The sequence below is a fragment of the Streptomyces sp. NPDC003300 genome, assembly GCF_040610915.1.
Taxonomy (GTDB): Bacteria; Actinomycetota; Actinomycetes; order Streptomycetales; family Streptomycetaceae; genus Actinacidiphila.
Map to the genome: position 1 here is coordinate 208,263 of NZ_JBEXNE010000010.1, position 23,863 is coordinate 232,125.

Consider the following 23,863-nt stretch of genomic DNA (forward strand, 5'->3'; position numbering starts at 1 on the left):
CGGGATTGGCCAGGCGTATCCGCCCGTGCCCGTGACCGCCCCCTGCGGTGCCGGGTAGTTTGCCACATCCGTCTCAGGAGTTGCCGAGCGGAGTCGGCTTGACCGGCGGTGTTCGCGGGGGCCGTCGTGGGCCCGGACGCCGCTCGGCCCGACGTCGCGGCGGCGGTGGCGCTGTCGTATCGGGGGGCCGGCGTCCGCGGCGGCCTGGGAACTGCGGTCGGTACTGCGCCGTGCCGCCGACCTCCCGGCCGGGCGCACGGTGTGACGTCAGGGTGCCCGCGGACGCCCGGGAGGTAGGGTGGAAGGAGCGTCCCTGCCCCTGGCGCAGTCGGTTGAGTGCGATGCCGCCACCGGGGCCGCGGATCTCCCGCGGATCACCTCGCCGTGACGGGCGGAACCCACAACCGCTGAACGGATGACCGTTCACCCTTACGCGAACGCGATGACCGCGTGACCGGTCTCCGTCCGTCGTTCCTTCCGCGCTCGGGGAATCGAGGCCATGTGAGGCCGTATGCGGTGGTGCCCGATGGCGGCTGAGCGCCTGGCGGAGGCACTGCGTCTGCTCCAGGACGGCCAGGGGTCGCCCGCGGTGGCCGTGGCGGGCGCCGCGGCCCTCGAGGTGGACGGCGTCGCCGTCTCGCTGGGGAACGAGCCGGGCAGGACCGAGGTGCTGTGGTGTTCCGACGACGTGTCGCGCGGCTTCGAAGACCTCCAGCTCACACTGGGGCAGGGCCCGGGACCCGACTGCATGGTGAGCGGTACGACGGTACGGGTGCCGGATCTGGCCCGCGTCCGCCACGACCGCTGGCCCGAGCTGGTCATGGAGGCGCCCGGCCTGGCGGCGCGCGCGGTCTTCTGCTTCCCGCTGCGCATGGGCGGGATCGGACTCGGGGTGCTGACCGCGGTGCGGCGCGCGCCGGGGCCGTTGACCAGCGGGCAGAGCGCCGACGCGGCGATTCTGGCCGCCGCCCTGACCAGGCACTTCCTGGAGGGTGCCGGTCGGGCACGCCAAGAGGCGGATCGTGTGCGGCCTCAGGGCCCTGTGACCCCGCGGGGCCAAATGAACCCGCCGGGCCCGATGAACCCGCAGGACCCCGCGGACCCGCCGGACCCCCTCCCCTTCCTCCATCACGCCGTGGTCCACCAGGCGACCGGCATGGTCAGCGTCCAGCTCGCCGTCTCCCTCGCCGACGCCCTGCTGCGGCTGCGGGCCCACGCGTACGGCAGCGGGCGCACCGTGACGGACGTGTCCCACGACGTCGTGGCCAGGCGACTGCGGCTGGCCCCCGACGCCGAACCCCTCCCGCCCGCCGCAGACAAGGACTGACGCCATGCCCACCCGAGAACAGCAGGTCATCGAGGTCTTCGTCGAGGCGGCCGACTCCCTGACCGCCGACTTCGACGTCATCGACTTCCTCCAGAAGCTCTCCGTACGCTGCCTGGATCTGCTCGACGTGTCCGCGGTCGGCGTCCTGCTCGCCGACCAGTACGACGCCCTGCACCTGCTGGCCGCCTCCGACGAACGCACCCGGCTGCTGGAGCTGTTCGCCCTCCAGTACGACCAGGGCCCGTGCGTCGACTGCTACCGCGACGGGCGGCCCCGTACGAACGTCGACCTCACCGGGGACGAGGCCGTCGAGCGCTGGCCGCTGTTCGGCCGCGGCGCCCACGAGAGCGGGTTCGCCGCCACCAGCGCGCTGCCGCTGCGGCTGCGCGGCCGGGTGATCGGCGCGCTGAGCCTGTTCAGGACCGACCCCGCGCCCCTGGGACCGGAGGACATCGTCCTCGGCCAGGCCCTCGCCGACGTGGCCACCATCGCGATCCTCCAGCAGCGGACCCTCGCGCACGCCGAGGCGGAACGCGACCAGCTCCAGTACGCGCTCCACAGCCGGATCATCGTCGAACAGGCCAAGGGCATCCTCGCCGAGCGCTGGAACATGTCCCTCGACCTGGCCTTCGCCACTTTGCGCTCCTTCGCCCGAGCGCGTCAGCACAAGATCTCGCACCTGGCCCGCCTGATCACCGAGGGCGGCTTCGACACCGACGTCATCGCGCACGGCGTCAAGGAAACCAATCGCGCGGAACCGGGCGGCCCCGTGGCCGGTAGGGAGACATCCTGATGGACCAGCACGACACCCCGCACAACCCCGAGCAGCACACCGACACCCCGCACACCGAACTTCCCGAGCACGCCGATCCGCTCCAGGCGCCCGGCACCGACGAGGAGCACTGGCGCGCCTGGGACGGCTGGGCGCACCTGGCCGGCACCGAACTGCCCACCGCCGGACGGGTGGTGGTCGTGGCCGCGCACCCCGACGACGAGGTGCTGGGGGTGGGCGGCAGCATCGCGCTGCTCGCCGCGGCCGGTGTGGCGGTGACCGTCGTGTCGGTGACCGACGGCGAACTGTCCCACGCCGACAGCACGGCCATCACGTCCCATCAGCTCGTCGGCATCCGGGCCGCGGAATTGCGCGAGGCCCTGGCCGAACTCGGCGCCGACGCACAGGACATCGTCCGGCTGAGAGTGGCGGACACCGAGGTGGCGGGCCATGAGGACGAGGTCGCCGCGGCCCTGGTGCCGCTGCTGTCCGACGCCGACCTGTGCCTGGCGCCGTGGACCGGTGACGTCCACAGCGACCACGAGGCCGCGGGCCGCGCCGCGCTGACCGCCGCCCGTAAGGCGTCGGTGCCCTGCCTGCTCTATCCCGTGTGGATGTGGCACTGGGCCCGCCCCGACGACCCCCGCGTGCCGTGGGCGTCGGCGTCCCTCGTCCGGCTGCCGGAAGAGGTGGCCGCCCGTAAGCGGGCCGCTGTCCAGCGGTTCGTCAGCCAGGCCAGGTCCCTCGGCAGCTCGCCGGATGACGCGGCCGTCCTGCCGCCCGGCGAAATCGCCCACCACGTCCGGGACTTCGAGGTCGTGTTCACACCGGCCTGAGCACCCCAGGGCCTGGGCGTCCCGGCGCCTGAGCACCCCAGGGCCTGGGCGTCCCGGGGCCTGAGTGTCCCGCTCCTACGCGCCCGTCCGCGGCGCGCGCGTCGGAAAGGTGCGGATGGTCTCCGTGGCCTGCGTGCCGTCGGCGATCTCGCGGGCCAGGTCGGAGAGTTTGCGGCCGTGGGCGTGGGCGTAGGAGCGGAAGACGCTGAACGCCTCGTCGACGCCCAGGTGCCAGCGCTCGGCGAGGATGCCCTTGACCTGTTCGATGGTGATGCGGGCGTTGAGGGCGTACTGGAGCTGGTCGCGTTCGGCCTCGGCGTGGGCGAGCGTGCGCTGTTGGAGGATCGCGATGGTGGCGACGTCGGCGAGGGCCTGGGCGAGGGTCACGTCCTGGTCCGTCAGCGGCTCCGGGTCGGTCTGGAAGAGGCTCAGCGCGCCGATCACCCGGCCGCGCAGCCGCAGCGGCAGCGCGTTGGTGGCGACGAATCCGGTGGCCTCGGCCCCGGCGGTGAACTGGGGCCAGGCGGCGGCCACTTCGGGAGCGCCGAGGTCGACGTTGGTCCGCGGCTCGCCGTCGTGGTAGCAGTCGACGCAGGGACCCTGGTCGTGCTGGAGCGCGAACAGCTCCAGCAGCCTGGTGTGTTCGTCGGAGGCCGCGAGTACGTGCAGGACACCGTTCTCGTCGGCGAGCAGGACGCCGACGGCGGCGACGTCCAGCAGCTCCATGCAGCGCACCGACAGCTTCTGGAGGAAGTCGATCACGTCGAAGTCGTCGATCAGGAAGTCGGCCACCTCGACGAAGACCTCGGTGACTTGCTGTTCGCGGGTCGTCATGGCGTCAGTCCTTGTCTGCTGCAAGTGAAGGCGGGTTCGGATCGGGGCTCGGGCCGCGGCTCGGTTCGGTGCTCGTACCGGTGCTCTGATCGGTGCCAGGATCGTTGCTCGTACCTGGGCTCTGACCGGGGCTCGGGTCGGGGACCATCCTCAGCCGTCTGGCCACGACGTCCCGGGCCACGTCGGTCAGGGGACGGTCGTTGCCGTACGCGTAGGCGCGCAGCCGCAGCAGCGCTTCCGCCAGCGGCACGGCGAGCTGGACGCTGACCATGCCGGTCGCCTGGTGCAGCACGGCCTGGTGCAGGGCGGGGGCTGGCAGAGCGGGGCCGGGCATACCGGGAGCGGACAGAGCGGGACGGCCGCTGGACGGCGTCCACGCGTCCCCGGGGTCGAGGAAACGCCGGGTCAGCAGGCCCGCGAGGACACCCGCGTCACCGTCCTGTTCGGGGGTCAGGCGGCCGGGCGCGTCCCTGACCAGCGTCAGCACGCCCAGCGTGATCGCGCCGACGCGCAACGCGAAACAGAACACCGCCCGTACGCTGAGCGCGGGCGTCTCCCGCAGCAGGGCGGGCCAGCGGCCGGCCGGCGTGAGCCCCAGGTCGGGGACGCGTACCGCGGTGCCGCCGGCCAGGCAGTCGGGTCCCGGGCCCTGACCGACCGTGAGCTGGAGATCCTCGAAGGCGCGCGCTCCGGCACCGGAGGACCACAGGACCTCCGACGCGCCGGGCCGGCTGCCCGCGCTGATCGCGATGCCGTCCACGCCGAGCGTCTCGGCGACTCCACCGGCGACGTCCGGCCAGTCCGAGGTCTGGAGCGCCCGCAGGATCTCCGCCATGCGGTCGCTGATCACGCGGCACCGCTCGACGGCCGTCGTACGACCGGCGCCGCACGGGCAGGGGGAACCGCGTAGAGGTCGATCTCGCCCTCCCAGCAGACGGCCGCCCGGATGTCGCACCGGAACGGCATCATCGTACGCACACCCCCCACGCCTGCCCCGCGCTTCCCCGTACGCACACCGCACACCCCGCCCCGCGCCTCGCGCCCCGCGCTTCCCCGAACCCCGCCGCGGCCGGTCCACAGGCTGTGGACACCGCTGGGGAACACCCGGCACGTCACCGCTCCGGCACGTCACGGCACGGGCACGTCACCGCACCGGAACGCGTACCCGTACGCGGAACGAGACCCGGCCGGGTCAAGCGCGCGGCGGGACCCGCAGCGCGAGCAGCGCGGTGTCGTCGCTGGCCCAGCCGCCGTGGTAGTCGCTGAGCGTGTCGGCGATGTACTCGATGGTGTCGGCGGCGCCCATGGTGTGGGTGTCGCCGAGGGTACGGGCGAGGGCGGCCTCGTCGAACATCGGCCGGCGCGGCTCCGCGCCGCGCGGGTCGGGCCGCGCCTCGCAGGCGCCGTCGGTGTAGAGCAGCAGCAGGTCGCCGGGGGTCAGCCGGAAGCGGACGTCGGAGAGGTGTACCGGGTCGACCACGCCGAGGAGGGTGCCGGGGGTGCCGGCCTGCCGGACGCGGCCGTCGGCGCGGCGGATCAGGGCGGGCGGGTGTCCCGCCAGGCACAGCCGCCCCGACACCCCGGACCCGCTGGCGCGGAAGGTGGTCTGGACGGCGGTCAGGAAACGGGGGGCGCCCTGCGCGAGCATGGCGGTGTTCAGCCGGTCGAGCACCGCCGCGGGCGACAGGTGCTCACCGGCGTCCGCGCGCAGGGTGTAGCGGGCCAGCGCGGTCACCTTGGCCGCCTCGGTCCCCTTGCCGCACACATCGCCCATGACCGCGGTCCACCAGGCCCCGCGGGCCTGGAACAGGTCGTAGAAGTCGCCCACCACGCTGATGTCGCCGCTCGCCGGGATGTACAGGGCGGCGGCGTCCACACCCGGCACGGGGCGCAGGGCCGGGGGCAGCAGGCTGTCCTGGAGGCTGCGGGCCAGTTCGCGGGAGGCGGCCAGCGCGCCCTGCGCGGTCGACAGCGCGTTCTCGGCGGTCTGGAGGGCGGTGTGCACACGGTCGAGCGACATCCGCACGTTGATCTCGTTGGACACCGCCCGCGCCAGGACCGACATCGTCTCCAGCTCCTGCGGTGTCCACACCCGAGGGTTGGCGTCGATCACGCACATGGTGCCGATCGGCTGCCCGTCCGTGGTCACGATCGGGAATCCGGCCCACGCGCCCACGCCCCACGGTCCGATCGCCGGATGCCCCGCCGTCCGCGGGTCCTTCTCCGCGTCCTCCACCACGAACGGCCCGTTCTCACCGACGGCGAAGTAGCAGAAGCTGTCGCCCACCGCGTTCTGCCAGCTCTCCACGTCCCCGTAGGGCAGGTGCGGTACCGACTTCCAGTACGTACGCGTCTCGCCGACGAAGGTGATCGCGGAGATCGCGGCGCCGGTCACCGACACCGCCAGCCTGGTCAGATCGTCGAAGACCCGCTCCGGAGCGGAGCCGACCATGCCGCTGGCGTCGAGCGCCGCCAGCCGACCGGGGTCGGACAGCACGGCCGGCAACCCGTCCGCCCGCACGCCGCCCGGGTACTCCATCGCTCCCGCCACAACCCTTGCCCGTTCCGTCAGACGGCGTTTTTCGCGCGCCAGCCAACCACGCGTTCCGGACCCCTGCCAGCTTCCCGCCGCAACGATCCGAACACCTGTCCCTGATCCAGTATGAGGGCCTGCCCCCCGGGTCGCGCGGGCGAACGGCCCGTTCGGCGCCGACGACCGGGTCCCGGCGGCTTTCGTGGGTGCGGTCTGCGGTGGCGTGGGAGCCTTGGCCGCGTATGGGAACGGTCTGCGAGGGAAGCTCACCATTTATGAACGGTACGGGTGGCGGTACGAGCGGCGGTACGGGTGGCAGCGCGGTCGGCGGTACGAGCGGCAGCGCGGTCGGCGGTACGGGTGGCGGCGATACGAGCGGTGACCCGGGTCAAGGCGCGGACGTGCGGGAACTCCTCATCCGCGCGGGCAAGGGCGACCGCGACGCCTTCGACCGGCTCTATCCGCTGCTGGCCCCCGCCGCCTACGGCCTGGCGCACTGCATGACGGGCGACGCGGCGCGGGCCGAGGAGCTGTCCCGCGAGGCGCTGGTCGACGTCTGGCGCACGGCGCCCCGCTTCGACCCCGCCCATGCCGACGCCCTGACCTGGGCGGTCACCCGCGTCCACCGAAGCCTGGTCGGCCTGCTCAGGTCCGGGCGGGACACGGAGGCCGTACGGACCGACGTCGGCCCGACCCTGGACGCGATCCTCGGGCGGCTGCGGGAGATCCGCGCCGACCCGCGGGTACGGACGGACCTCAAGCGGCTGACGCCCCGGCAGCGCGAGGCGGTGGTCCTGGCGGGCCTCGGCGGACACGCCTGTCCCGCGGCGGCCGTCGACCAGGCCGGTCCGGCGGCCACGAGACGGCCGGTCGATCTGCGCGACGGCCTGATCCGGCTGCGGGACTGGCTGCCCGGGCGCTGAGCCGGGCTGAGCCGGGCAGAGCCGAGCCGCGCGCAGCTCGGCCGCCGAGCGGATCGCTGTCCGGTCGGCGGCCGTGGTGCTCCGTGCCGCGGGGCTGTCCTGCTGGCCGGTCGGCGGCTACTTGTCGGTGAGCATCCCGGCCCGCAGCTTGGCCAGGGTCCGGCTGAGCAGCCGGGACACGTGCATCTGGGAGTAGCCGAGCTCCGCGCCGATGTCGGCCTGGGTCAGCTCCTGTCCGAAGCGCATCCGCAGGATGCTGCGCTCGCGGTCGTCCAGCTTCGCCAGCAGCGGCGCCAGCGCCTGGAAGTCCTCGACGAGTTCCATCGCCGGGTCGGCCGCGCCGATGGTGTCGGCGTACGAGCGTCCGGCGTCCTCGCCGTCGTCACCGGCGGGCAGGTCGATGGAGCCCGCGGTGTAGCCGTTGGCGGCCACCAGGCCCTCGACGACCTCGTCCTCGGTGATCTCCAGGTAGGCGGCCAGCTCGGCGAGGGTCGGCGGCGCGTCCAGGACGGCGGTCAGGTGGTCGCGGGCCTTGGCCAGCTCGACCCGCAGCTCCTGGAGGCGGCGCGGTACGTGGACGGCCCAGGACGTGTCGCGGAAGAACCGCTTCATCTCGCCGACGATGTACGGGATGGCGAAGGTGGTGAACTCCGTCTCCCGCGACAGGTCGAACCGGTCTATCGCCTTGATCAGGCCGATCGTGCCGACCTGGACGATGTCCTCCCACTCCTGCGGGCCGCGGCTGCGGAACCTGCGGGCGGAGAAGCGGACGAGGGACATGTTCATCTCGATCAGCGTGCCGCGCGCGCGGCTGTACTCCTCGGTGCCCTCCTCCAGCGACTGGAGGCGGTCGAAGTACAGCTTCGACAGCTCGCGGGCGTCCTTCGGCGAGACCTTCGCCGGGTCCGCGACCTGCGGCACCTCACCCACGGCCGGAACGCTCCGGCCGACTCCGGTCGGCAGTGCGGTGGTTCCCGCGTCGTGCGTGATCGCCGTCATGTGTTCGCCCAACGTCGTCGGCTGTGACCCCAGGCACGTACCCCCTCTCACGCGTCGCACGCACGAAGACTCAGGAATTTCTTTTCCGTCCCCCACCCGTCACCCACCGTGCCCCCGGTCCGCCGCCCACCCGTCACCCGCGGTCCCGCGCTCCGCCGCCCGCCCGTCACCCGCGGTCCCGCGGTCCGCCGTCCACGCCTCGACCGCCGCGTCCGCGCTCGGCGCCGCGGTGAAGACCTGGTCGAGTCCCGTGACGCGGAAGACCCGGTCGAACCGCTCGGGGACAGCGGCCAGGACGGTGTGGGCGTGGGCCTCTTCCGCCCGGTGGTGGGCGGCGAGCAGCGTGCTGAGACCGCTGGAGTCGATGAAGTCCAGCCCGCCCATGTCCACGACGAGCTGTCGGCCGGGCCCGAGGGCGAGGCGTTCGACGGCCTCGCGGACCTGCGGCGCGGTGGAGTAGTCGAGCGCTCCGGCGAGTGCGACGACCGCGCCCGCGGGGGTGGCGCGGACGTCGACGGTCAGGAGTCCCATGGCACTCCTCTCGCGGACTGGCCTCATACGTGAGGTAGTTCGGAGCCGAGGTGCCCGCGGATTGGTGTTCGTACGATAAAAGTTCAGGCTCGCCGCTCTTCCGTCCGGTCCAGCGCGTCCCGCAGCGCCGCCCGCGAGGTGATGCCCAACTTCGGGAAGAGCTGGTGGAGATGGGTCGAGACGGTCCGCGGCGACAGCAGCAGCCGCTCCCCGATCTGCTTGTTGGTCAGGCCGGTGGCGGCCAGCCGGGCGACCTCCCACTGCTGCGGTGTCAGGGCGGGGCCCTCGGGCGGGAAGCGGGCGGCGACCGGGATGCCGCAGGCGCGCAGCTCCTTGTTGGCCCGGTCGGCCCAGGGGCGGGCGCCGAGCCGTTCGAAGCCGGCCGCGGCGGCGCCGAGCAGGTGCCCGGCCCGGCCGGGTGCCTTGCTCCGGCGCAGGCGTTCACCCAGGTAGAGCTGGACGCGGGCATGGTCGAAGGGCCAGCGCTCGGCGCCCTCGACGGCCAGCGCCTGGCCGAAACCCCGTACGGCCTCGTCGTCGCGGTCCGCCGTCAGCGCGGCCGACGCGAGCAGCACCATCGCCAACCGCGGTGACACCGCGTCCAGTCCGGCGTCGCGCGCGGCCCGTACGTGCGCGGCGGCCTCGTCCCGCCGCCCGATCCGTACCGTCGCCTCGACCTGGTCGAGGACCGCCCACACCGCGTGCCCGGCGAACGGCGCGAAGATCCCGGGCGGCGTGATCCGGGAGGCGTGGCGGTACGCCTCGTCGAAGTCGCCGAGCGACAGGGCGGTCAGCGTCCGCGCGTGGGCGGCGTAGCAGCCGACGGCGTAGCCCCTGCGGGAACCCGCCCACTGGTCCATCCGGTCCGCGAGCCGCCGGGCCCGCGCGTACTCGCCGCAGGCCGCGTGCAGGCAGGCGAGGACGAATGTGCCGGTCCAGGAGCGCAGCGGATAGGCCATCTCCTCGCACCACCGCAGACCCTGCTCCGCGACCTGCCGCGCCTCGGCCCACTGGCCGGTGAACCAGGCGTGGCTGCTCCACAGGAACGACGCCTGGATGGCGGGGAAGATGTTCTGCCCGTCCAGGCCGCCGCGGGCGGTGAGCCGCAGCGGCGCCTCCATCGCGTGCAGGCGGTCGCCGTACGCGGCGGCGGTGGCGATCCGGACGATCCGCACCGGGTCCGCCGTGCCGGGCAGGGTCCGGATCGCGGTGTCGAGCCGCGCCCAGTCGGCCGGGCGGGCGCGGGCCGGGTCGCCGAAGGTGGTCCGCAGCAGGTGCAGGGTGTCGGGGACGGCGGCGCACTTCGCCAGCGCCGCGTCGAGCTCCGACCACAGCTCGCGCCGGCCGCCGTGCACGCACACCATCAGCAGCGTGGTCAGGGCCTCCACGAGCGTGGCGTCCGTGAGGTCGTACGGCTCGGGCTGGAGCGCGACGGCGCCGGACAGCAGGCGGTGCGCGGTGTCGATGTCCCCGTAGCTGTTGAGCAGGTACAGCGCGGCGGCCACCGCGACGGCCGGGGAGCCCGCGTCCGGCGACGCCTGCCGCGCGTCGTGCAGGAGGCGCGGTACGTCGCGTACGTCGCCGGTGAGATTCGCGCCGACGTACGCCGCCTTGGCCAGCCGCCGGGCGTACGCGTCGCCCGCGGGGCTCAGCTCGGCCGAACGGACCAGCGCGGCAACGGCGTTGGGCCCGTCGCCGCGGCGTGTGCCGACGTCGGCGGCCTCCTCCAGGAGCGCGGCGATCGACTCGTCCGGCTCGTCGGCGGCCTGGGCCAGGTGCCAGGCGCGCCGTTCGGGGACCGCGGCCCACGCCGCCGCGAGCGCGCGGTGGACGCCCCGGCGCTGGTCGCTGGTCGACAGCTCCACGACGGCGGAGCGGATGAGGGAGTGCCGGAAGTGCACGCGCCCCATGTCGTCGTCCACGCGCACGAGTCGCAGGCGCTCCGCCGGGGCCAGGTGCTTCGGATCGCACCGGCCGGCCACCGCGCGGCGCACGATCATCATGGTGCCGCTGCCCTCCAGTGCGGCGACGAGCAGCAGGTGCCGGGTGGCCGGTGGCAGCGTCCTGATGCGCGAGGCGAAGGTCGACTGGAGCCGCTGCGGCAGCGGCAGCCGCTTGGGCAGGGCCTGGGAGGCGCGCCGCTGGGGCTCGGTGAGGGCGGCGGGCAGCTCCAGCAGCGCCAGGGGGTTGCCCTCGGCCTCGGCGATCACGCGCCGCCGCACCCGCGAGGCGAGCGTCGGGAAGCGGCGGCGCAGCAGCTCGTCGGCGGCGGCCTCCGGGAGCGGCCCCAACTCGTGCAGGGGAAGGCCGTTGTGGTCGAAGAAGCTCTCCTCGCCGAGCCTGACCGCGCACACCAGACCGGTGGCCGTGCCCGGCAGGCGACGGGCGACGTGCCCCAGGACGACGGCACTCGACCGGTCAAGCCACTGCGCGTCGTCCAGCACCAGCAGGGCGGGGCGGTCGCGGGACAGCGCGGCGGCCAGCGCCGCCGCGGCCTCCACGACCGTCCGGTGGCCGGGCGCCGCGTCGTGCTCCAGGCCCAGGACACCGGCCAGGGGCGGCAGTTCGGCCGCGCGGGCGCGGACCTCGGGCACCGACGTCAACAACTGCCGCAGCGCGCCGTAACTCAACTGCGCCCGGTACTGCACACCGTCCGCGCGCAGCACCCGCATCCCGGCGGCCTCGGCGCTCCCGGCGACGGCGGCGAGCAGCGCCGACTTGCCGACGCCCGGCTCGCCCACCAGCGCCAACGACCCTCCGCGGCGCGGGACTTCGGCCAGGAACGCGCCGAGCCTGCCGAGGTCGGCGTCCCTGCCGACCAGCAGCCCGTCCCTCGCGTCGCCGGCTCCGTCGCTCATCACTGCCCCCTGCCGCGCCCCGGCCGACCGCCGTCACCCGACTACGTCATATGACGGAATCGGGCAGGCCCGCCAGGCTCCTAGTGTGCATCCCACGACCTCGTCCGTCCGAGGGAACCGGCAGGTGGCGGGCGAAACCCGCCGGGTGACGGGGAGCACGCGGAACGCCGCACCCTCGGACGACGCCGGCCGGCGGCCGGGGAGGGACACCTCGGCTCCGCAGCTGAGGGGAGTGGTGCGCCATCACCGGACGTACGGGCTTCGGCGAGGTGCTGCGCGGCCATCGCCGCGCGGCGCGGCTGACCCTCGAGCGACTGGCGGAGGCGTCCGGTGTCAGTGCCCGGACGCTGTCGGACATGGAGCGCGGCCGGAGCCGCGGACCCCAGCAGCGGACCGTGACCGCGCTGGCCGACGCGCTCGCCCTGGAAGGCGCCGCGCGCGCGGAGTTGCTCGACCTGGCGCGGGACGGCCGCCTGCGCGGCCACTGGACGCGTCCGAGCGGCCTGTGCGAACTGCCGGGCGCCGTACCGGACTTCACCGGCCGCGCCGCCGAACTGGTCTGGATGAGCGAGCTGGTGTACGCCGAGAGCGCGCCGGGCGTCGGGGTGGTCGGTCTCGTCACCGGCGCCGCGGGTCTGGGCAAGACCACCTTCGCCGTCCGGGCCGCCCACGCCGTACGGCCGAGCTTCCCCGAAGGGGTGTACTTCCTGGACCTGCTCGGCATGTCGCAGCGGCCCGTGACCGCGGACGAGGCGCTGCGGCACGTCCTGCGCGCGCTGGGCGTCGGCGACCAGGACATCCCGGCCGCCACCGAGGGCCGCGCCTCCCTGTACCGGTCGGTCCTGCGCGACCGGCGCGTCCTGGTCGTCCTCGACAACGCCGCGTCGGAGGAGCAGGTGCGCCCGCTGCTCCCGGCCGGGGGAGCGGGCCGGGCCATGATCACCACCCGGCGGCTGCTGGCAGGACTCGAAGGCGTCCGCAGGCTGGTGCTCGGCCCGCTGCCGCTCCCGGAGGCCACGCACCTGCTGACCGGGATCATCGGCGAACGCGCGGCCACCGACGAGGAGTCCGACCTGACCAGGCTCGCCGAGCTGTGCGGCGGTCTCCCGCTCGCGCTGCGGATCATCGGGAACCGGCTGGCCAGCAGGCCCGGTTGGGCGGCCGGTGAACTCGCCGCCCGGCTCGCGGACGAGGAGCGGCGGCTGGACCAGCTCACGGCCGGTGACCTCAAGATCGCCAACGCCTTCGGGATGTCGTACGAACAACTCGCCGCGCCTGCACGGGCGTTGTTCCGGCGGCTGGCCGCCGTGCCGGGGCCGGACGTCGACGCGGACCTGGCCGCCGTCGCGGGCCGGATGCCGGTCAAGGAGACCTGGGACGCGCTCGACGACCTCGTCGACCTCGGCCTGCTCCAGGACAGCACCGCCGGGCGCTACCGCTTCCACGACCTGGTCCGCCTCTTCGCGCGCGAGCGGCTGCGGGAGGAGGAGAGCCCGGCGCGGCGCGCGGAGTTGGCGGACCGGGTGACGGCCTGGCTGCTGCGGACGGCCACCCTGGCCGGGCGGTGGTTCGAACCCGGCTACGGCCGTCCCGACCGGCCCGACCCCGAACTGCCGAGGCTGGCCTCGGAAGAAGAGGCCGAACGCTGGCTGCGGGCGAACGTGGACAACTGGCTCGGCGCGATGCGGGCCGCCGCGGCCCGCGGCCGGTACGCGCCCGTGCTGGACTGCGCCGAGTCCATGCACTGGTTCTCCGACCGGTGGGCGCACGGCCCGCACTGGCGCGAGGTGTTCACGCTCGGCGCCGAGGCCGCCGCGGCCCTCGGCGACCTGGCCCAGCAGGCGGCCCAGCTCAACTATCTGGCCTGGGTCCACTGGGTCCCGTCCCGCGACCCGCGGGCGGTGCTGCGGTACGCGCGTGAGGCGCTGGAGCTGGCCGAACGCGGCGGCGCCACCGCGCAGATCGCCTGGTCCCACCAGTACGCCGCCGGGGCGGCGCGCCTGCTCGGCCGCCCCGGCGAGGCGATCGCGTCCGCGTCCCGGGCGGCGGAGACGTTCCGGGCCCTCGGCGACATGGACTCCTATGTGCAGTCCCTCGCCTCGATCGGCAACTCGCTGCGGGAGGAGGGCCGTTACACCGAGGCGCTGCGGCAGTTCCGTACCGCTCTCGCCGTCATCGACGAAGAGGAGCCGCGGATGGCGCCGACCGTCGTGGCGCACTGCCGCCCGCTGGGCCTGATCCGCATCGGCCAGTGCCTGGGGCACCTCGGCCGCCGTCCTGAGGCGATCGCCGCGCTCACCGCGGCGATCGCCTCCCTGGACGCACAGCGCCTGACCGGCTTCCGGCTCGCCGAGGGACTGGAGACGCTGGGCGCCCTGCTGGCCGACGAGGGCAGGACCGACGGGAGCCGGCGCGCCTACGCACGGGCCGCCGAGGTGTTCGCGGAGGTCGGGGACACGGAGGCGGCCGGCCGCTGCCGCCCGCTGTCCGCGCCCTGACCCGCCTCACGGCGGGGCGGGCCGGGGTCAGAAACCGCCGTTGGCGCCCTGGGCGGCCTGCGCGATGACGGCGGCCACGACGGCGGGCCGGGACACGTACACGGCGTGGCTGCCGGGCGTCTCGGAGACGGTGGCCTTGGCCCGCTCGGACATGGCGCGCTGCGCGGGCGGCGGGATCATCCGGTCGTCGGTCGCGACCAGGTACCACGACGGCTTCGTCCGCCACGCGGGCTCGGAGACCGTACCGGCCAGGGCCTCCACACCCCACGGGACCTGCGCGTCGGCCATGAAGGCGGCCACGTTCGCGGGCACGTCGGCCGCGAAGGACGCCGCGAACTTCTCCCGGTCGAGGAAGAGGAACCCGTCCTGCGGCGGCAGGATCGGCGGCACCGGCGCACCGGGCGGCGGGTCGGCGATCAGCGTGTTGACGGACTCACCCGCGTCCGGCGCGAAGGCCGTGATGTACGCGAGCGCGGCCACGTTGGGGTGGTTGCCCGCCTCGGTGATGACGGCGCCGCCGTACGAGTGCCCCACGAGCACCGCGGGACCGTCCAGACCGTCCAGCACCCGCCGCGTGACCGCCACGTCGTCGGCGAGCGACAGCGTCGGATTCTGCACGACCGCCACCCGGTAGCCGTCGGCCGTCAGATGGTCGTACACCCCCTGCCAGCCCGCCCCGTCCACGAATCCGCCGTGCACCAGCACGACATTCCCGATCGCCGTCATGACCTCTCCTGACCTGGTGGTCCGCGGCCCCGACGGCCGCCGCCCCACCGCCGAGTCAAGTCCTCGGCACCGGCCGGGACCACGCAGAACAGCACGCAGAAGTACGGCGGCGCGGGTGTCGGCCGAGGGGCCCTGATGCAGCCGGGGTGAATTTCGTACGGTCATCTCCTTGCGGGCTGCCCAGCGCTGGATGACAACCTGCTGAACCGTTCCCGATCCCGGCCCGCGGGCCTGGTTTCGCGCCGAGCGACCGCCCTACGTTGAAGTGCTCCGGAGCGCGCGGGAGAGCGCGGACGGAAGCCCTGACCACGGACCCGAACTGGCGGAATCAGCACATGAGGCATGCGGGCGGCGGCTCCGGCGACGACTGGCCGGGGGGCCGCGGCGGCCCGGCGGGCGGCGGCGGCCCGGCGGGCGGCGGGGTGCTGCGGACCGAGGAACGCCCCGCCGCCGAGGCGCTGCCCGCGCCGGGACCCCTGGCCGTACCGGCCCCGCCCGCGCGCCGCCCGCGGCTGTACGTGATCGACGCGCTGCGGCTGTGCGCCGCGCTGATGGTCGCGCTCCACCACTACGTGGGCACCAACCGCGTGAACCAGCCGCACAATCCGGTCTGGGACCGCCCGGCCTCCCACGTTTTCCCGGCCGTCTTCCGCGTGTCGTCCTACGGCTGGATCGGCGTCGAGATCTTCTTCGTCATCAGCGGATTCGTGATCTGCATGTCGTGCTGGGGGCGCGGACCGCGGGACTTCTTCGTCTCCCGGGTGATCCGGCTCTACCCCGCGTACTGGTTCGGCGTGCTGTTCACCGCCGCCGTGCTCACGCTGTGGCCCGCGGTCTTCAAGGCGCCCGCCTCCGCGCGCGACACGCTCTTCAACCTCTCGATGCTGCAACAGGGTTCGCGCATCGCCGACGTCGACGGCGTCTACTGGACCCTCTGGTCGGAGCTGCGCTTCTACCTGATCTTCCTGCTCGTCGTGGCCACCGGTCTGACCTACCGCAAGGTCGTCGTCTTCTGCTGCGTGTGGGGCGTCGCCGCCGCCCTGGCCCCCGTCGCCGGGACGCCCGCGCTGACGCTGCTCGCCAACCCGGACGCCGCCTGGTACTTCATCGCGGGCCTCGCCCTGTACCTGATGCACCGCTTCGGCCAGGACCTGCTGCTGTGGGGCATCCTCGGGATGTCCTGGCTGATGGCCCAGAGCGAGATCGCCCAGCGCGTCGACACCGTCGAGCACGTCTCCAGTTGGCGCGGCGCGCTCCTGCTCTACACCGTCTTCCTGCTCCTCATGGTCGGCGTCGCCGTCGGTCTCACCGACCGCCTCCAGTGGAGGTGGCTCGCCACCGCGGGCTCCCTGACCTACCCCTTCTACCTGGTCCACTACGCCGCGGGCACCACCGCCATCCACTACCTGCGCGACCGCGCCGACCCGCGCCTGCTGGTCGCCGCGCTCATCGGCGCGATGCTGCTGCTGAGCTACCTCGTGCACCGGCTGGTGGAACGCCCGCTGTCCGCGCTCCTCAAGCGCGGCCTCACCCGCTCCTTCGCCCGCCTCGGACCGCCGCCGGTCCGCCGGACCCCGTAGCCGTACCGGGCCGCCGAGGAATAGGGCGGGCGGCCCGAGCGCTTGCCGGTGCATGACGCTGGTGGATGGGTCGGCCGCGCCCCTCGGCGGTGTGCGCGGTGTGCCGACGTGGGACATGGTGGCCGTGACGGTCCGCCGACTGGGCCCGGGAGAGCGGCTGGACGGCGGCGACGGCGCGATCTGGGCGCTGGTCCTGGACGGCGACGCGCGGCTGGAGACGGCGGCGGGCGCCGAGGCGCTGTGTGCCGGGGACGCCTTCCACGTGGACGCCAGGACCACGTACCGGCTCGTCGCGCCGACCCGCGCGGAGGTGGCCGTCGGCACTCTGCGGGCGGTGCCGCCGATGCCGAGTCCGCTGGTGGCGCGGGACTTCGCGGGGCGCAACCGCGGCATCGTGGAGCTGGTGCGGATGTGCCCGCTGGACCCGAGGCACGGGCATCCGCTCTTCGCCGCGAGCTACGGCGGGCTGATCCAGGCCGCCATGGTGCAGGCCGTCGAGGAGAGCGCGCGGCAGCGCTCGGACCCGCGCCTGACCGCGCTGGTGTCGGCGCTCGATGCGCATCCCGGGCGGGCCTGGACGGTGGACAGCATGGCGCGCTTCGCGCACCTGTCCCGCTCGTCCCTGAGCGAGCGCTTCCGCCGCGAGCTGGGCCGCAGCCCCGCGCAGGTGCTCCGCGAGGTACGCATGCGGCACGCCCGCGAACTCCTCGCCGGTACGGACAAGCCGGTCGAACGGATCGCCCTCACCGTGGGCTACGGCTCCGCCGCCGCCTTCAGCCGCGCCTTCTCCGCCGACCACGGCCGACCGCCCCAGTCCTGGCGCTCCCACCCGGGGTCCGGGCGGCCCCCCGAAGCCGATGCCGCCTGCGGCGGCGGCTCCGTGGAGTAGCGGCGGGTCGCGTACCGGTCGTCGGGCCCGGGGTCTGGCGAGGAGGCCGAAGCCGGTACGGCCTGCGGCGGTGGCTCTGTGGAGTAGCGGCGGGCCGCGTACCGGCTGTTCAGGCCCGGGGTCTGGCGAGGAGGCCGAAGCCGATGCTGCCTGCGAGTGCGGCGGCGGCTCCGACCAGCAGGGCGCCGCGTACGCCGCCGTTGTCGACCACGGCGCCGCCGATCGCGGAGCCGGCCGTGATGGCCACCTGGAAGGCGGTCACCTGCAAGGAGAGGGCGGATTCGACGCGCTTCGGCTCGGCGCGGGTGACCCACAACTGGGTGGCGACCGGGACCATGTTGAAGCCGAAGCCCCAGACGACGATCGCCACGACCGCGACGGGGAGCCCGGAGGTCGTGCCCAGTACGAGCAGGCTCGCGCCGAGCAGGACGGGCGCGACGACGACGGCGAGCCCGAGGCGCCGGGAGAGCGCTCCGGCGGCGAGGTTGCCCGCGAGGCCGCCCACACCCCAGCCGAGCAGCAGCCAGACCGTCGTACCCGAGGTGACCCGTTCGATCGCGAGCCGGATGTACGGGTAGGCGGCGAAGTTGCCGAAGGCCAGCAGCACGATGCAGCCCACCCCGGCCATCAGCCGCCGGTTGGCCAGCGCTTGCCGGAGCATGCCGAGGCCCGCCCCCGGCTGGGCGGGCACCGGCGGCAGCGTCGCCACCACGGCGGCCAGCGCCAGCAGGCTCAGGCCCGCGGCGGCCCAGAACACCGGCCGCCAGCCCACCGCGTCGCCGAGGACCGAGGAGAGCGGTACGCCGACGATGGTGGCCGCGCTCACGCCCAGCGCCAGGCTGGTGGACACGACGTGGTCGCGCCCCGGCGCCGCGCTCGTCCCCGCCCCGAGCGCGAACGACCAGAAGCCCGCGATGGCCACGCCCAGCAGCAGGCGGCCCGCGAGCAGCAGCGGGAAGTTCGGCGTTACCGCCACCACCGCGTTGGACAGCACGGCGGCGGCGAGCAGGCCGATCAGTACGGTCCTGCGGTCGGTGCGCGGCAGCAGCACGGCGATGGTGGGCGCGGTGAGCGCGCCCGCGATCGCCGTGGCCGCGACGGCCAGCCCCGCCGTGCCCTCGCTGACGCCGACGTCCGACGCCATGGCGGGCAGCACGCTCGCGGGCAGGAATTCGCTGCCGACCAGGGCCCCGATCCCCAGCGTGAGCGCCGCGACCGGGGCCCAGGAGGCCGCGCCGGGTCCGCCGCCCGCGGCGGCCTCCACGGACGGGTCGTCCGTGCCGCGGACCGCCGCAGGCTCGGTACTGGTCGCATAGCTCTCTGAGGTCATGCGCCCAGTCTCACGGGCGCGGCCCGCCGCGGCTTGACCGTTCGGCCGCACTCCTTGATGGCGCGGCCGGACCCCCGTGGCCGGAACCCGCGGCCGGGCCCCGTGGCTGGACCCCCGTGGCGCGGCCCGCTCAGCAGCAGCCCGCCGGGCCCTCCTGCGCCACTGCCGCCGGTGCCCCGACGCCGAGCTGGACGAGTCGCGGCGTCGGGGCGCAACAGCCGCCGCCCTGAACGGCGTTGACGTCGGCTTCGGCACCGGCCTCGTCGTAGAGGCCCGCGCCGCCGCAGACTCCGGTGTCGGGGAGGGTGAGTTCGACGCGGTCGGCGGCTTCGAGGTCTCCGGCGACGGCGGCGGCCACCGAGCGGACCTGCTCGTAACCGGTCATGGCGAGGAAGGTGGGCGCGCGGCCGTAGGACTTCATGCCGACGAGGTAGACGCCGCTCTCGGGGTGGGCCAGTTCGCGGTGCCCGTGGGGGTAGATCGTGCCGCAGGAGTGCTGGTTGGGGTCGATGAGCGGGGCGAGCGCGACCGGTGCCTGGAGACGTTCGTCCAGGCCGAGGCGGAGTTCGGACAGGAACGACAGGTCGGGGCGCAGGCCGGTGAGCACGACGACCTCGTCGACCGGGTCCAGGCGGCGGCCGTCGTCGCCGACCAGGACGACGCGGCCGTCGGCGGCGCGCTCGACGGCGTCGGTGCGGAAGCCGGTGACGGCGTCCGCGTGCCCGTCGTCCACAGCGGCCTTCGCGGCGAGGCCGAGGGCGCCGCGCGCGGGGAGCTGGTCGGCGGTCCCGCCGCCGAAGGTCGAGCCGGACAGGCCGCGGCGCAGCACCCACACCGCGTGCGTGCCCGTACCGCCGTCGGCCTCGGCCAGGTCGGCCAGGGTGGCGAGCGCGGTGAAGGCGGAGGCGCCGGAGCCGATGACGGCGGTGCGTTTTCCCGAGTAACGGGCCCGTACGGAAGGGTCGTCGAGGTCCGGGACGCGGTAGGCGATACGGTCGGCCGCCGCGCGCTCGCCGAGGGCAGGGAGCCCGTTGGCGCCCGCGGGGGAGGGCAGGGTCCAGGTGCCGGAGGCGTCGATGACGGCGGAGGCGAGGACGCGCTCCTCACGTCCGTCGGCGAGGACGTAGTCGACGGTGAAGGGCTGCCGCTCGCGGTCGGCGTCCACGATCCGGTCCCGGCCGACGCGGGACACGCCGGTCACCGTGGCGCCGTAGCGGACGGCGTCGCCGAGGACGTCGGCGAGCGGCTGGAGGTAGCGCTCGGCCCAGTCGCCGCCGGTCGGGTACGCCGCCGGGTCGGGCCTGGTCCAGCCGGTGGCGGCGAGCAGCTTCTCGGCGGCGGGGTCGGTCAGCTCGGCCCAGGTGGAGAAGAGCCGTACGTGCGCCCAGCCGCGTACGGCGTGGGCGGCGCGTGGCCCGGTCTCCAGTACCAGGACGGCCTGACCGCGCGCGGTCAGGTGGGCGGCGGCGGCGAGGCCGGTCGGACCGGCTCCGATCACGACGGCGGGCGGTGCGGTGGTGGACGCGCTCACGGTGCTTCCCTTCTGAAATCTCTGGCTCTCGGAGTCCCGGAGTCCCGGACGCTCGGACGCCCGGGAGTCTCCGACGCCCGGATTCTCTGATTCGACATCTGTCGATGTCCTGTGCCGCCAGCGTGGCACCTGAATCGATGACCGTCAAATTAGATGTCCGTCGAATCCGTCGCTCCCGACGTCCGGGCCGCCGCCCTGATTCGACATGTGTCAACATAGACGCATGTCGAAAACCGAGCCGCTCCCCGCGCCTGCGGCGGACACCGCGCCCTGCTGCCCGCCGCTGAGCGAGCGCGCCCTGACGGCCGAGGAGGCCGAGCGGACCGCGGCGATGTTCAAGGCGCTCGGCGACCCCGTACGGCTGCGGCTCTTCTCGCTCATCGCCTCGCACGACGGCGGCGAGGCGTGCGTGTGCGACATCTCCGACGTCGGCGTCTCCCAGCCCACGGTCTCCCACCACCTCAAGAAGCTCCGCGAGGCCGGACTGCTCACCTCCGAGCGGCGCGGGACCTGGGTGTACTACAAGGTCGCGCCGTCCGTCGTGGCGGGCATGGGCAGTCTCCTCGGCCCGCCCGGCGCCACGCGCCGGTAAGCGCTACGGCCGCGGCCCGCGCCGGGCCGCAGCGGCGGTCAGACGACGATGGAGGTCAGGGCGGCCCACAGCAGGGGCGAGTGCTCGACGCGGCCGGTGGCGCGCCAGCGGGTGAGCCGTTCGCGCTGCCAGCCGGTGAAGTGGCGTACGGGGTCCGGGTCTTCGTGGGCGGCGTCCACGGCGAGGACCGCGTCGGTCAGGGGGCGTACGGACTCCGGCAGGCCGCCGAGGCGGTGGAAGGCGAAGCTGGTCGGGAGCGGCCAGCGCGCGGCGGTGACCAGTTCCGCGCCGTTGTGGAGCATCGCGGTCGCCAGCCCGAACGACTCGGCGAAGCGCAGGTCGCCGCCGCTCTCGCAGCCGATGAGGGCGACGCGCGGCGGCGCGGGCCAGATGCGGGCACCAGGCTCGCCGTCCGCGCGCAGGGGGAGCGTGCCGAGCAGCAGGTCCTTGGCGGACAGCGGCCGGTGGGTGCGGACCGGCTCGGCGAGGCCGTCGGTGCCGGGCCCGCAGCACAGATGCAGGGTGCCGTCCTCGCTCTGCCCGCCCTCGACCGGCGCGCCGCTCACGTGCCCGACGTACATCAGCCGCCGTGGCCGCTTCCGCAGCGCCCCGCTCAGCCAGTCCCGGTCGAGGTCGGTACGGCGGAACGCCTCGGCGGGCGCGGCCACGGACGGTACGACCGCGCCCGCGTCGAGGCGGCGCCGGACGAGGGACAGCAACTCCGGGTCGGAGCCGGGCGGTCCGAGGACCGAGCCGAGCGGGGAGTCGGCCCGGAAGCCGGGCACGCGGGGGTCGAGGACGAGGACGACGGCGTCGGTTTCGCCGTGGGGCACGGCGACGGGGGCGTCGGCTTCCCGAGTGTCGGCGCCCGCGCCGGTGACCGCGCCGGTGACCCGCGTCCGCCGCAACGACGCCGGTGCGGTCGTCACGACGTCCGCCAGCTCGATGAGCCGTACGTCGCCGGTGTCGTCGACGGCCAGCAGTTCCCAGGGGACCTGCGCCACCCTCGGCGACGGCTGGATACGGATCAGCGGACGGCCCGCCCGCGCCGCGACCTGCCGGATCTGCTCCGTCAGCCCCTCGGGCCACAGCGCCCGGGCCAGCTCCCGCGCGAGCCGGTGCTCGGCCTCGCGGTCGGTCAGCGCGCCCGTGGCGAAGGCGCGCCGCATTCCCTCCGCCCCGTCGCCCGCCCCCGGCAGCGCGGCGGCCAACGCGCCCACCGCGCGGTCGACTTCGTCGGCGGGCCCGTGGCCCGTGCCGAAACCGCGCACTCCGCCGGCCCACGTCCAGGCCATGAACAGGTCGTCGGCGTCGGCCAGCCGGATCTGGACCACCGGGCGGGCCGTGAGGTCGTCGGTGACCCAGAACGGCACCTCCTCCTCGTCCACGATCCGCCGCTGATAGCGGAACTCGGCCGCGGCGACGTACTCCTGGAGCGCGACGCGGCCGGACTCCGCCGACATCCGCACCTTCGGCGGCGGCGCGACGCGCAGTCCCGCGGAGGCGGCGGCGTCCGCCGCCACACCGCCGAGCGTGGGCGCGGAGCCGTCGCGCCCGCCGGGGCCGTAGACCTTCACGGCCGCGCCGGGGAAGACGGCGGGCCCGGCGACCCCGGTGCGCGTGGCCGACGGCGTCGTACGGTCCAGGGCCAGGGAGGCGCCCGCGCAGCGGTGCTCCACCAGCTCGAACAGGAGCCCCTGGTCCTGGCGTCGTACGGCGAGCCGGAAGGCCAACGCCATAGCGTCGTCGGCGAGTTGGAGCCACTGGCTGCGGGCGTGGGCGGTGGCGAAGTCGTAGCGCGCGGCCTCCAGGGCGAGTGCGGCGGGAAGCGCGAGGGAGAGCGCGGTGCCGACGGACTCCGGCTCGCGGGCGCCGTGGTCCGTGACGTTCAGATTGTGCTCCAGGGTCTTCGCGAGCAGGAGATCGACCTGCGCGCACCGCTCGTACACCTCCCGCGCCTGGTACGCGTCGCGGGCCTGCTGGGCCAGCCGCTTCATCTCGGTGATGTCGCCCCGGTCGTACGCCTGTTGGGCGCCCAGCAGCATGGTGTCGGCGGCGGCGATGACGGCGCCGAGGCGTTCGAAGCGGGCCAGGCTCGACTCCAGCAGGCCGGCGGCGCGGGTGGCGTCGCCCCGCAGACCGGCGAGGTACCCGCGGGCCTGTTCGCAGACCGCCAGGTCACCGAAGCGCTCCTGTTGGGCGAAGACCGCCGCCGCCTCGGCGAACAGCCGCTCCGCGAGGTCCGGTTCGCCCCGGTGCATCGCGGTGTACGCGCGGTGGACGACCAGCGTTTGCTGCTCGCCGACGTCCCCCAGCGCGCGGAAACCGTCCTCGGCGCGGGTGAAGTAGTCCTCGGCCAGGTCGTACCGCCCGGTCGAGGAGCAGATCAGACCGAGGGCGGTCAGGAGGCGGGGCACGGTTTCCAGTACGGGACGTGCGGCGGCCTGCGCTCCGGGTTCCGTCGCGGCCTCCGTTCCGGGTTCCGTTCCGGCTTCCGTCGCGGCCTCCTTAGCGGTCTCCGCCCCGGCCTCCGGCATCGTGGACAGCAGGGCCGAGGCGTGCTCCTCGGCTCTTCCCCACTCGCCGCGTTCCATCAGCAAGTGGACCCGGTTCAGGCCGAGTTCGGACGCGCGCAGCCCCTCGACGTCCTCGAATTCGGGCAGCCGGAGCGCCGCTTCGTCCAGACACGCCAGCGCCTCGTCCAGGCGCCCGGACCTGCGCAGCAGGTCGGCCCCGCAGAGCAGCGTCTTCAGCAGCACTTCCAGCCACAGTTGACGGCCGCGCGGTCCCATCGGCTCGGACGCGATGCCGTCCAGGAGGCGGCGGGACCGTTCGACGGCGTCCTCCGCACCGGTCAGGTCGGTGGCGGTGAGCCGGACGCTCGCGAGGTCGGAGAGCAGATGCGCCCGGAGGAAGCGCACGTCGGGCGAGTCCTCGACCGACTCGGCCAGAGCGAGCAGTTGCCCGTACACGGCGGACGCGGCTCCGTGATCCGCGGCCAGTTGGTGCTCCTGCGCCAGCGCGAAGCCGGAGTCGAACGGCTCCCCGTAGAGCTGTCTCACCTCCGCGTCCGGCCCGGCGCTCCCCTCGTCACCTGTCGTCAT

18 protein-coding genes are annotated in these 23,863 nt (G+C 74.4%); 8 read left to right on the forward strand and 10 right to left on the reverse strand.

The genetic code is table 11. From position 1 onward, the window contains the following. Nucleotides 1-526: 526 nt before the first annotated feature. The 3 genes from ABZX65_RS17580 to ABZX65_RS17590 are packed head-to-tail and all read left to right on the forward strand — an operon-like array spanning nt 527 to nt 2,935. Nucleotides 527-1,327 (forward strand): GAF and ANTAR domain-containing protein, encoded by an 801-nt coding sequence (locus tag ABZX65_RS17580; protein WP_355340030.1) that lies wholly within the window; start codon nt 527-529, stop codon nt 1,325-1,327. A 4-nt stretch (nt 1,328-1,331) separates the two neighbouring features. Next, nucleotides 1,332-2,120 (forward strand): GAF and ANTAR domain-containing protein, encoded by a 789-nt coding sequence (locus tag ABZX65_RS17585; protein ID WP_355340032.1) that lies wholly within the window; start codon nt 1,332-1,334, stop codon nt 2,118-2,120. Next, nucleotides 2,120-2,935, forward strand: a complete 816-nt coding sequence (locus tag ABZX65_RS17590) for a PIG-L family deacetylase (RefSeq protein ID WP_355340035.1) — start codon at nt 2,120-2,122, stop codon at nt 2,933-2,935. Before ABZX65_RS17585 ends, ABZX65_RS17590 begins: the two co-directional genes overlap by 1 nt. 75 nt (nt 2,936-3,010) lie before the next feature. Here the strand turns inward: ABZX65_RS17590 and ABZX65_RS17595 are convergent, their stop codons facing one another. From ABZX65_RS17595 to ABZX65_RS17605, 3 genes are all read right to left on the reverse strand, one after another. Beyond that, nucleotides 3,011-3,769 carry a GAF and ANTAR domain-containing protein gene (locus tag ABZX65_RS17595; RefSeq protein WP_355340038.1) on the reverse strand — a complete coding sequence of 253 codons (759 nt, stop codon included), beginning with the start codon at nt 3,767-3,769 and terminating at the stop codon, nt 3,011-3,013. Between the two features lie 4 nt (nt 3,770-3,773). Further along, complete coding sequence (locus tag ABZX65_RS17600; RefSeq protein WP_355340041.1) at nt 3,774-4,619, reverse strand: GAF and ANTAR domain-containing protein; 846 nt, start codon at nt 4,617-4,619, stop codon at nt 3,774-3,776. A gap of 342 nt (nt 4,620-4,961) precedes the next feature. Next, nucleotides 4,962-6,308 carry a GAF domain-containing SpoIIE family protein phosphatase gene (locus tag ABZX65_RS17605; protein WP_355340044.1) on the reverse strand — a complete coding sequence of 449 codons (1,347 nt, stop codon included), beginning with the start codon at nt 6,306-6,308 and terminating at the stop codon, nt 4,962-4,964. Nucleotides 6,309-6,577: 269 nt separating this feature from the next. On the opposite strand from ABZX65_RS17605, the gene ABZX65_RS17610 reads away from it, so the two are divergent. After that, nucleotides 6,578-7,225 carry a sigma factor gene (locus ABZX65_RS17610; protein ID WP_355340047.1) on the forward strand — a complete coding sequence of 216 codons (648 nt, stop codon included), beginning with the start codon at nt 6,578-6,580 and terminating at the stop codon, nt 7,223-7,225. Between the two features lie 117 nt (nt 7,226-7,342). Here ABZX65_RS17610 and ABZX65_RS17615 read toward each other — a convergent pair whose 3' ends face one another. From ABZX65_RS17615 to ABZX65_RS17625, 3 genes are all read right to left on the reverse strand, one after another. After that, nucleotides 7,343-8,224 (reverse strand): SigB/SigF/SigG family RNA polymerase sigma factor, encoded by an 882-nt coding sequence (locus ABZX65_RS17615; RefSeq protein ID WP_355340050.1) that lies wholly within the window; start codon nt 8,222-8,224, stop codon nt 7,343-7,345. Between the two features lie 99 nt (nt 8,225-8,323). Beyond that, on the reverse strand, nt 8,324-8,755 hold the full coding sequence (locus ABZX65_RS17620; protein WP_355340053.1) for an STAS domain-containing protein: 432 nt from the start codon (nt 8,753-8,755) through the stop codon (nt 8,324-8,326). Nucleotides 8,756-8,838: 83 nt separating this feature from the next. Further along, nucleotides 8,839-11,613, reverse strand: coding sequence for an AAA family ATPase (locus ABZX65_RS17625; RefSeq protein ID WP_355340056.1), 2,775 nt, complete (start codon nt 11,611-11,613; stop codon nt 8,839-8,841). A gap of 269 nt (nt 11,614-11,882) precedes the next feature. On the opposite strand from ABZX65_RS17625, the gene ABZX65_RS17630 reads away from it, so the two are divergent. After that, the gene (locus ABZX65_RS17630; RefSeq protein ID WP_355340059.1) at nt 11,883-14,111 is read left to right on the forward strand and encodes an NB-ARC domain-containing protein; all 2,229 of its coding nucleotides are present in this window, start codon (nt 11,883-11,885) and stop codon (nt 14,109-14,111) included. A gap of 27 nt (nt 14,112-14,138) precedes the next feature. Here ABZX65_RS17630 and ABZX65_RS17635 read toward each other — a convergent pair whose 3' ends face one another. After that, a complete protein-coding gene (locus tag ABZX65_RS17635; RefSeq protein ID WP_355340061.1) occupies nt 14,139-14,837 on the reverse strand; it encodes an alpha/beta hydrolase in 699 nt (232 codons plus the stop codon). A 335-nt stretch (nt 14,838-15,172) separates the two neighbouring features. Between ABZX65_RS17635 and ABZX65_RS17640 the strand changes: the two genes are divergently transcribed. Continuing rightward, nucleotides 15,173-16,417, forward strand: coding sequence for an acyltransferase (locus tag ABZX65_RS17640; RefSeq protein ID WP_355340064.1), 1,245 nt, complete (start codon nt 15,173-15,175; stop codon nt 16,415-16,417). Nucleotides 16,418-16,469: 52 nt separating this feature from the next. Then, a complete protein-coding gene (locus ABZX65_RS17645; RefSeq protein ID WP_355340067.1) occupies nt 16,470-17,306 on the forward strand; it encodes an AraC family transcriptional regulator in 837 nt (278 codons plus the stop codon). Between the two features lie 109 nt (nt 17,307-17,415). Here the strand turns inward: ABZX65_RS17645 and ABZX65_RS17650 are convergent, their stop codons facing one another. Both ABZX65_RS17650 and ABZX65_RS17655 read right to left on the reverse strand, forming a co-directional pair. After that, nucleotides 17,416-18,636, reverse strand: coding sequence for an MFS transporter (locus tag ABZX65_RS17650; protein ID WP_355340070.1), 1,221 nt, complete (start codon nt 18,634-18,636; stop codon nt 17,416-17,418). A gap of 130 nt (nt 18,637-18,766) precedes the next feature. Further along, on the reverse strand, nt 18,767-20,167 hold the full coding sequence (locus ABZX65_RS17655) for an NAD(P)-binding domain-containing protein (protein ID WP_355340073.1): 1,401 nt from the start codon (nt 20,165-20,167) through the stop codon (nt 18,767-18,769). 223 nt (nt 20,168-20,390) lie between these two features. Here ABZX65_RS17655 and ABZX65_RS17660 point away from each other — a divergent pair, with 223 nt between their 5' ends. Then, on the forward strand, nt 20,391-20,759 hold the full coding sequence (locus ABZX65_RS17660; RefSeq protein WP_355340076.1) for a metalloregulator ArsR/SmtB family transcription factor: 369 nt from the start codon (nt 20,391-20,393) through the stop codon (nt 20,757-20,759). Nucleotides 20,760-20,797: 38 nt separating this feature from the next. On the opposite strand, the gene ABZX65_RS17665 is transcribed toward ABZX65_RS17660, so the two are convergent. Then, a complete protein-coding gene (locus ABZX65_RS17665) occupies nt 20,798-23,863 on the reverse strand; it encodes a hypothetical protein (protein ID WP_355340079.1) in 3,066 nt (1,021 codons plus the stop codon).

What these genes read in the sequence shown, in the direction of transcription:
- ABZX65_RS17585 (WP_355340032.1), top strand. Translation starts at nt 1,332, where the DNA reads ATGCCCACCCGAGAACAGCAGGTCATCGAGGTCTTCGTCGAGGCGGCC.
- ABZX65_RS17590 (WP_355340035.1), top strand. Translation starts at nt 2,120, where the DNA reads ATGGACCAGCACGACACCCCGCACAACCCCGAGCAGCACACCGACACC.
- ABZX65_RS17640 (WP_355340064.1), top strand. Translation starts at nt 15,173, where the DNA reads ATGAGGCATGCGGGCGGCGGCTCCGGCGACGACTGGCCGGGGGGCCGC.
- ABZX65_RS17620 (WP_355340053.1), bottom strand. Translation starts at nt 8,755, where the DNA reads ATGGGACTCCTGACCGTCGACGTCCGCGCCACCCCCGCGGGCGCGGTC.
- ABZX65_RS17660 (WP_355340076.1), top strand. Translation starts at nt 20,391, where the DNA reads ATGTCGAAAACCGAGCCGCTCCCCGCGCCTGCGGCGGACACCGCGCCC.
- ABZX65_RS17605 (WP_355340044.1), bottom strand. Translation starts at nt 6,308, where the DNA reads ATGGAGTACCCGGGCGGCGTGCGGGCGGACGGGTTGCCGGCCGTGCTG.
- ABZX65_RS17625 (WP_355340056.1), bottom strand. Translation starts at nt 11,613, where the DNA reads ATGAGCGACGGAGCCGGCGACGCGAGGGACGGGCTGCTGGTCGGCAGG.
- ABZX65_RS17595 (WP_355340038.1), bottom strand. Translation starts at nt 3,769, where the DNA reads ATGACGACCCGCGAACAGCAAGTCACCGAGGTCTTCGTCGAGGTGGCC.
- ABZX65_RS17665 (WP_355340079.1), bottom strand. Translation starts at nt 23,863, where the DNA reads ATGACGACAGGTGACGAGGGGAGCGCCGGGCCGGACGCGGAGGTGAGA.
- ABZX65_RS17610 (WP_355340047.1), top strand. Translation starts at nt 6,578, where the DNA reads ATGAACGGTACGGGTGGCGGTACGAGCGGCGGTACGGGTGGCAGCGCG.
- ABZX65_RS17580 (WP_355340030.1), top strand. Translation starts at nt 527, where the DNA reads ATGGCGGCTGAGCGCCTGGCGGAGGCACTGCGTCTGCTCCAGGACGGC.
- ABZX65_RS17635 (WP_355340061.1), bottom strand. Translation starts at nt 14,837, where the DNA reads ATGACGGCGATCGGGAATGTCGTGCTGGTGCACGGCGGATTCGTGGAC.
- ABZX65_RS17645 (WP_355340067.1), top strand. Translation starts at nt 16,470, where the DNA reads ATGACGCTGGTGGATGGGTCGGCCGCGCCCCTCGGCGGTGTGCGCGGT.
- ABZX65_RS17615 (WP_355340050.1), bottom strand. Translation starts at nt 8,224, where the DNA reads ATGACGGCGATCACGCACGACGCGGGAACCACCGCACTGCCGACCGGA.
- ABZX65_RS17650 (WP_355340070.1), bottom strand. Translation starts at nt 18,636, where the DNA reads ATGACCTCAGAGAGCTATGCGACCAGTACCGAGCCTGCGGCGGTCCGC.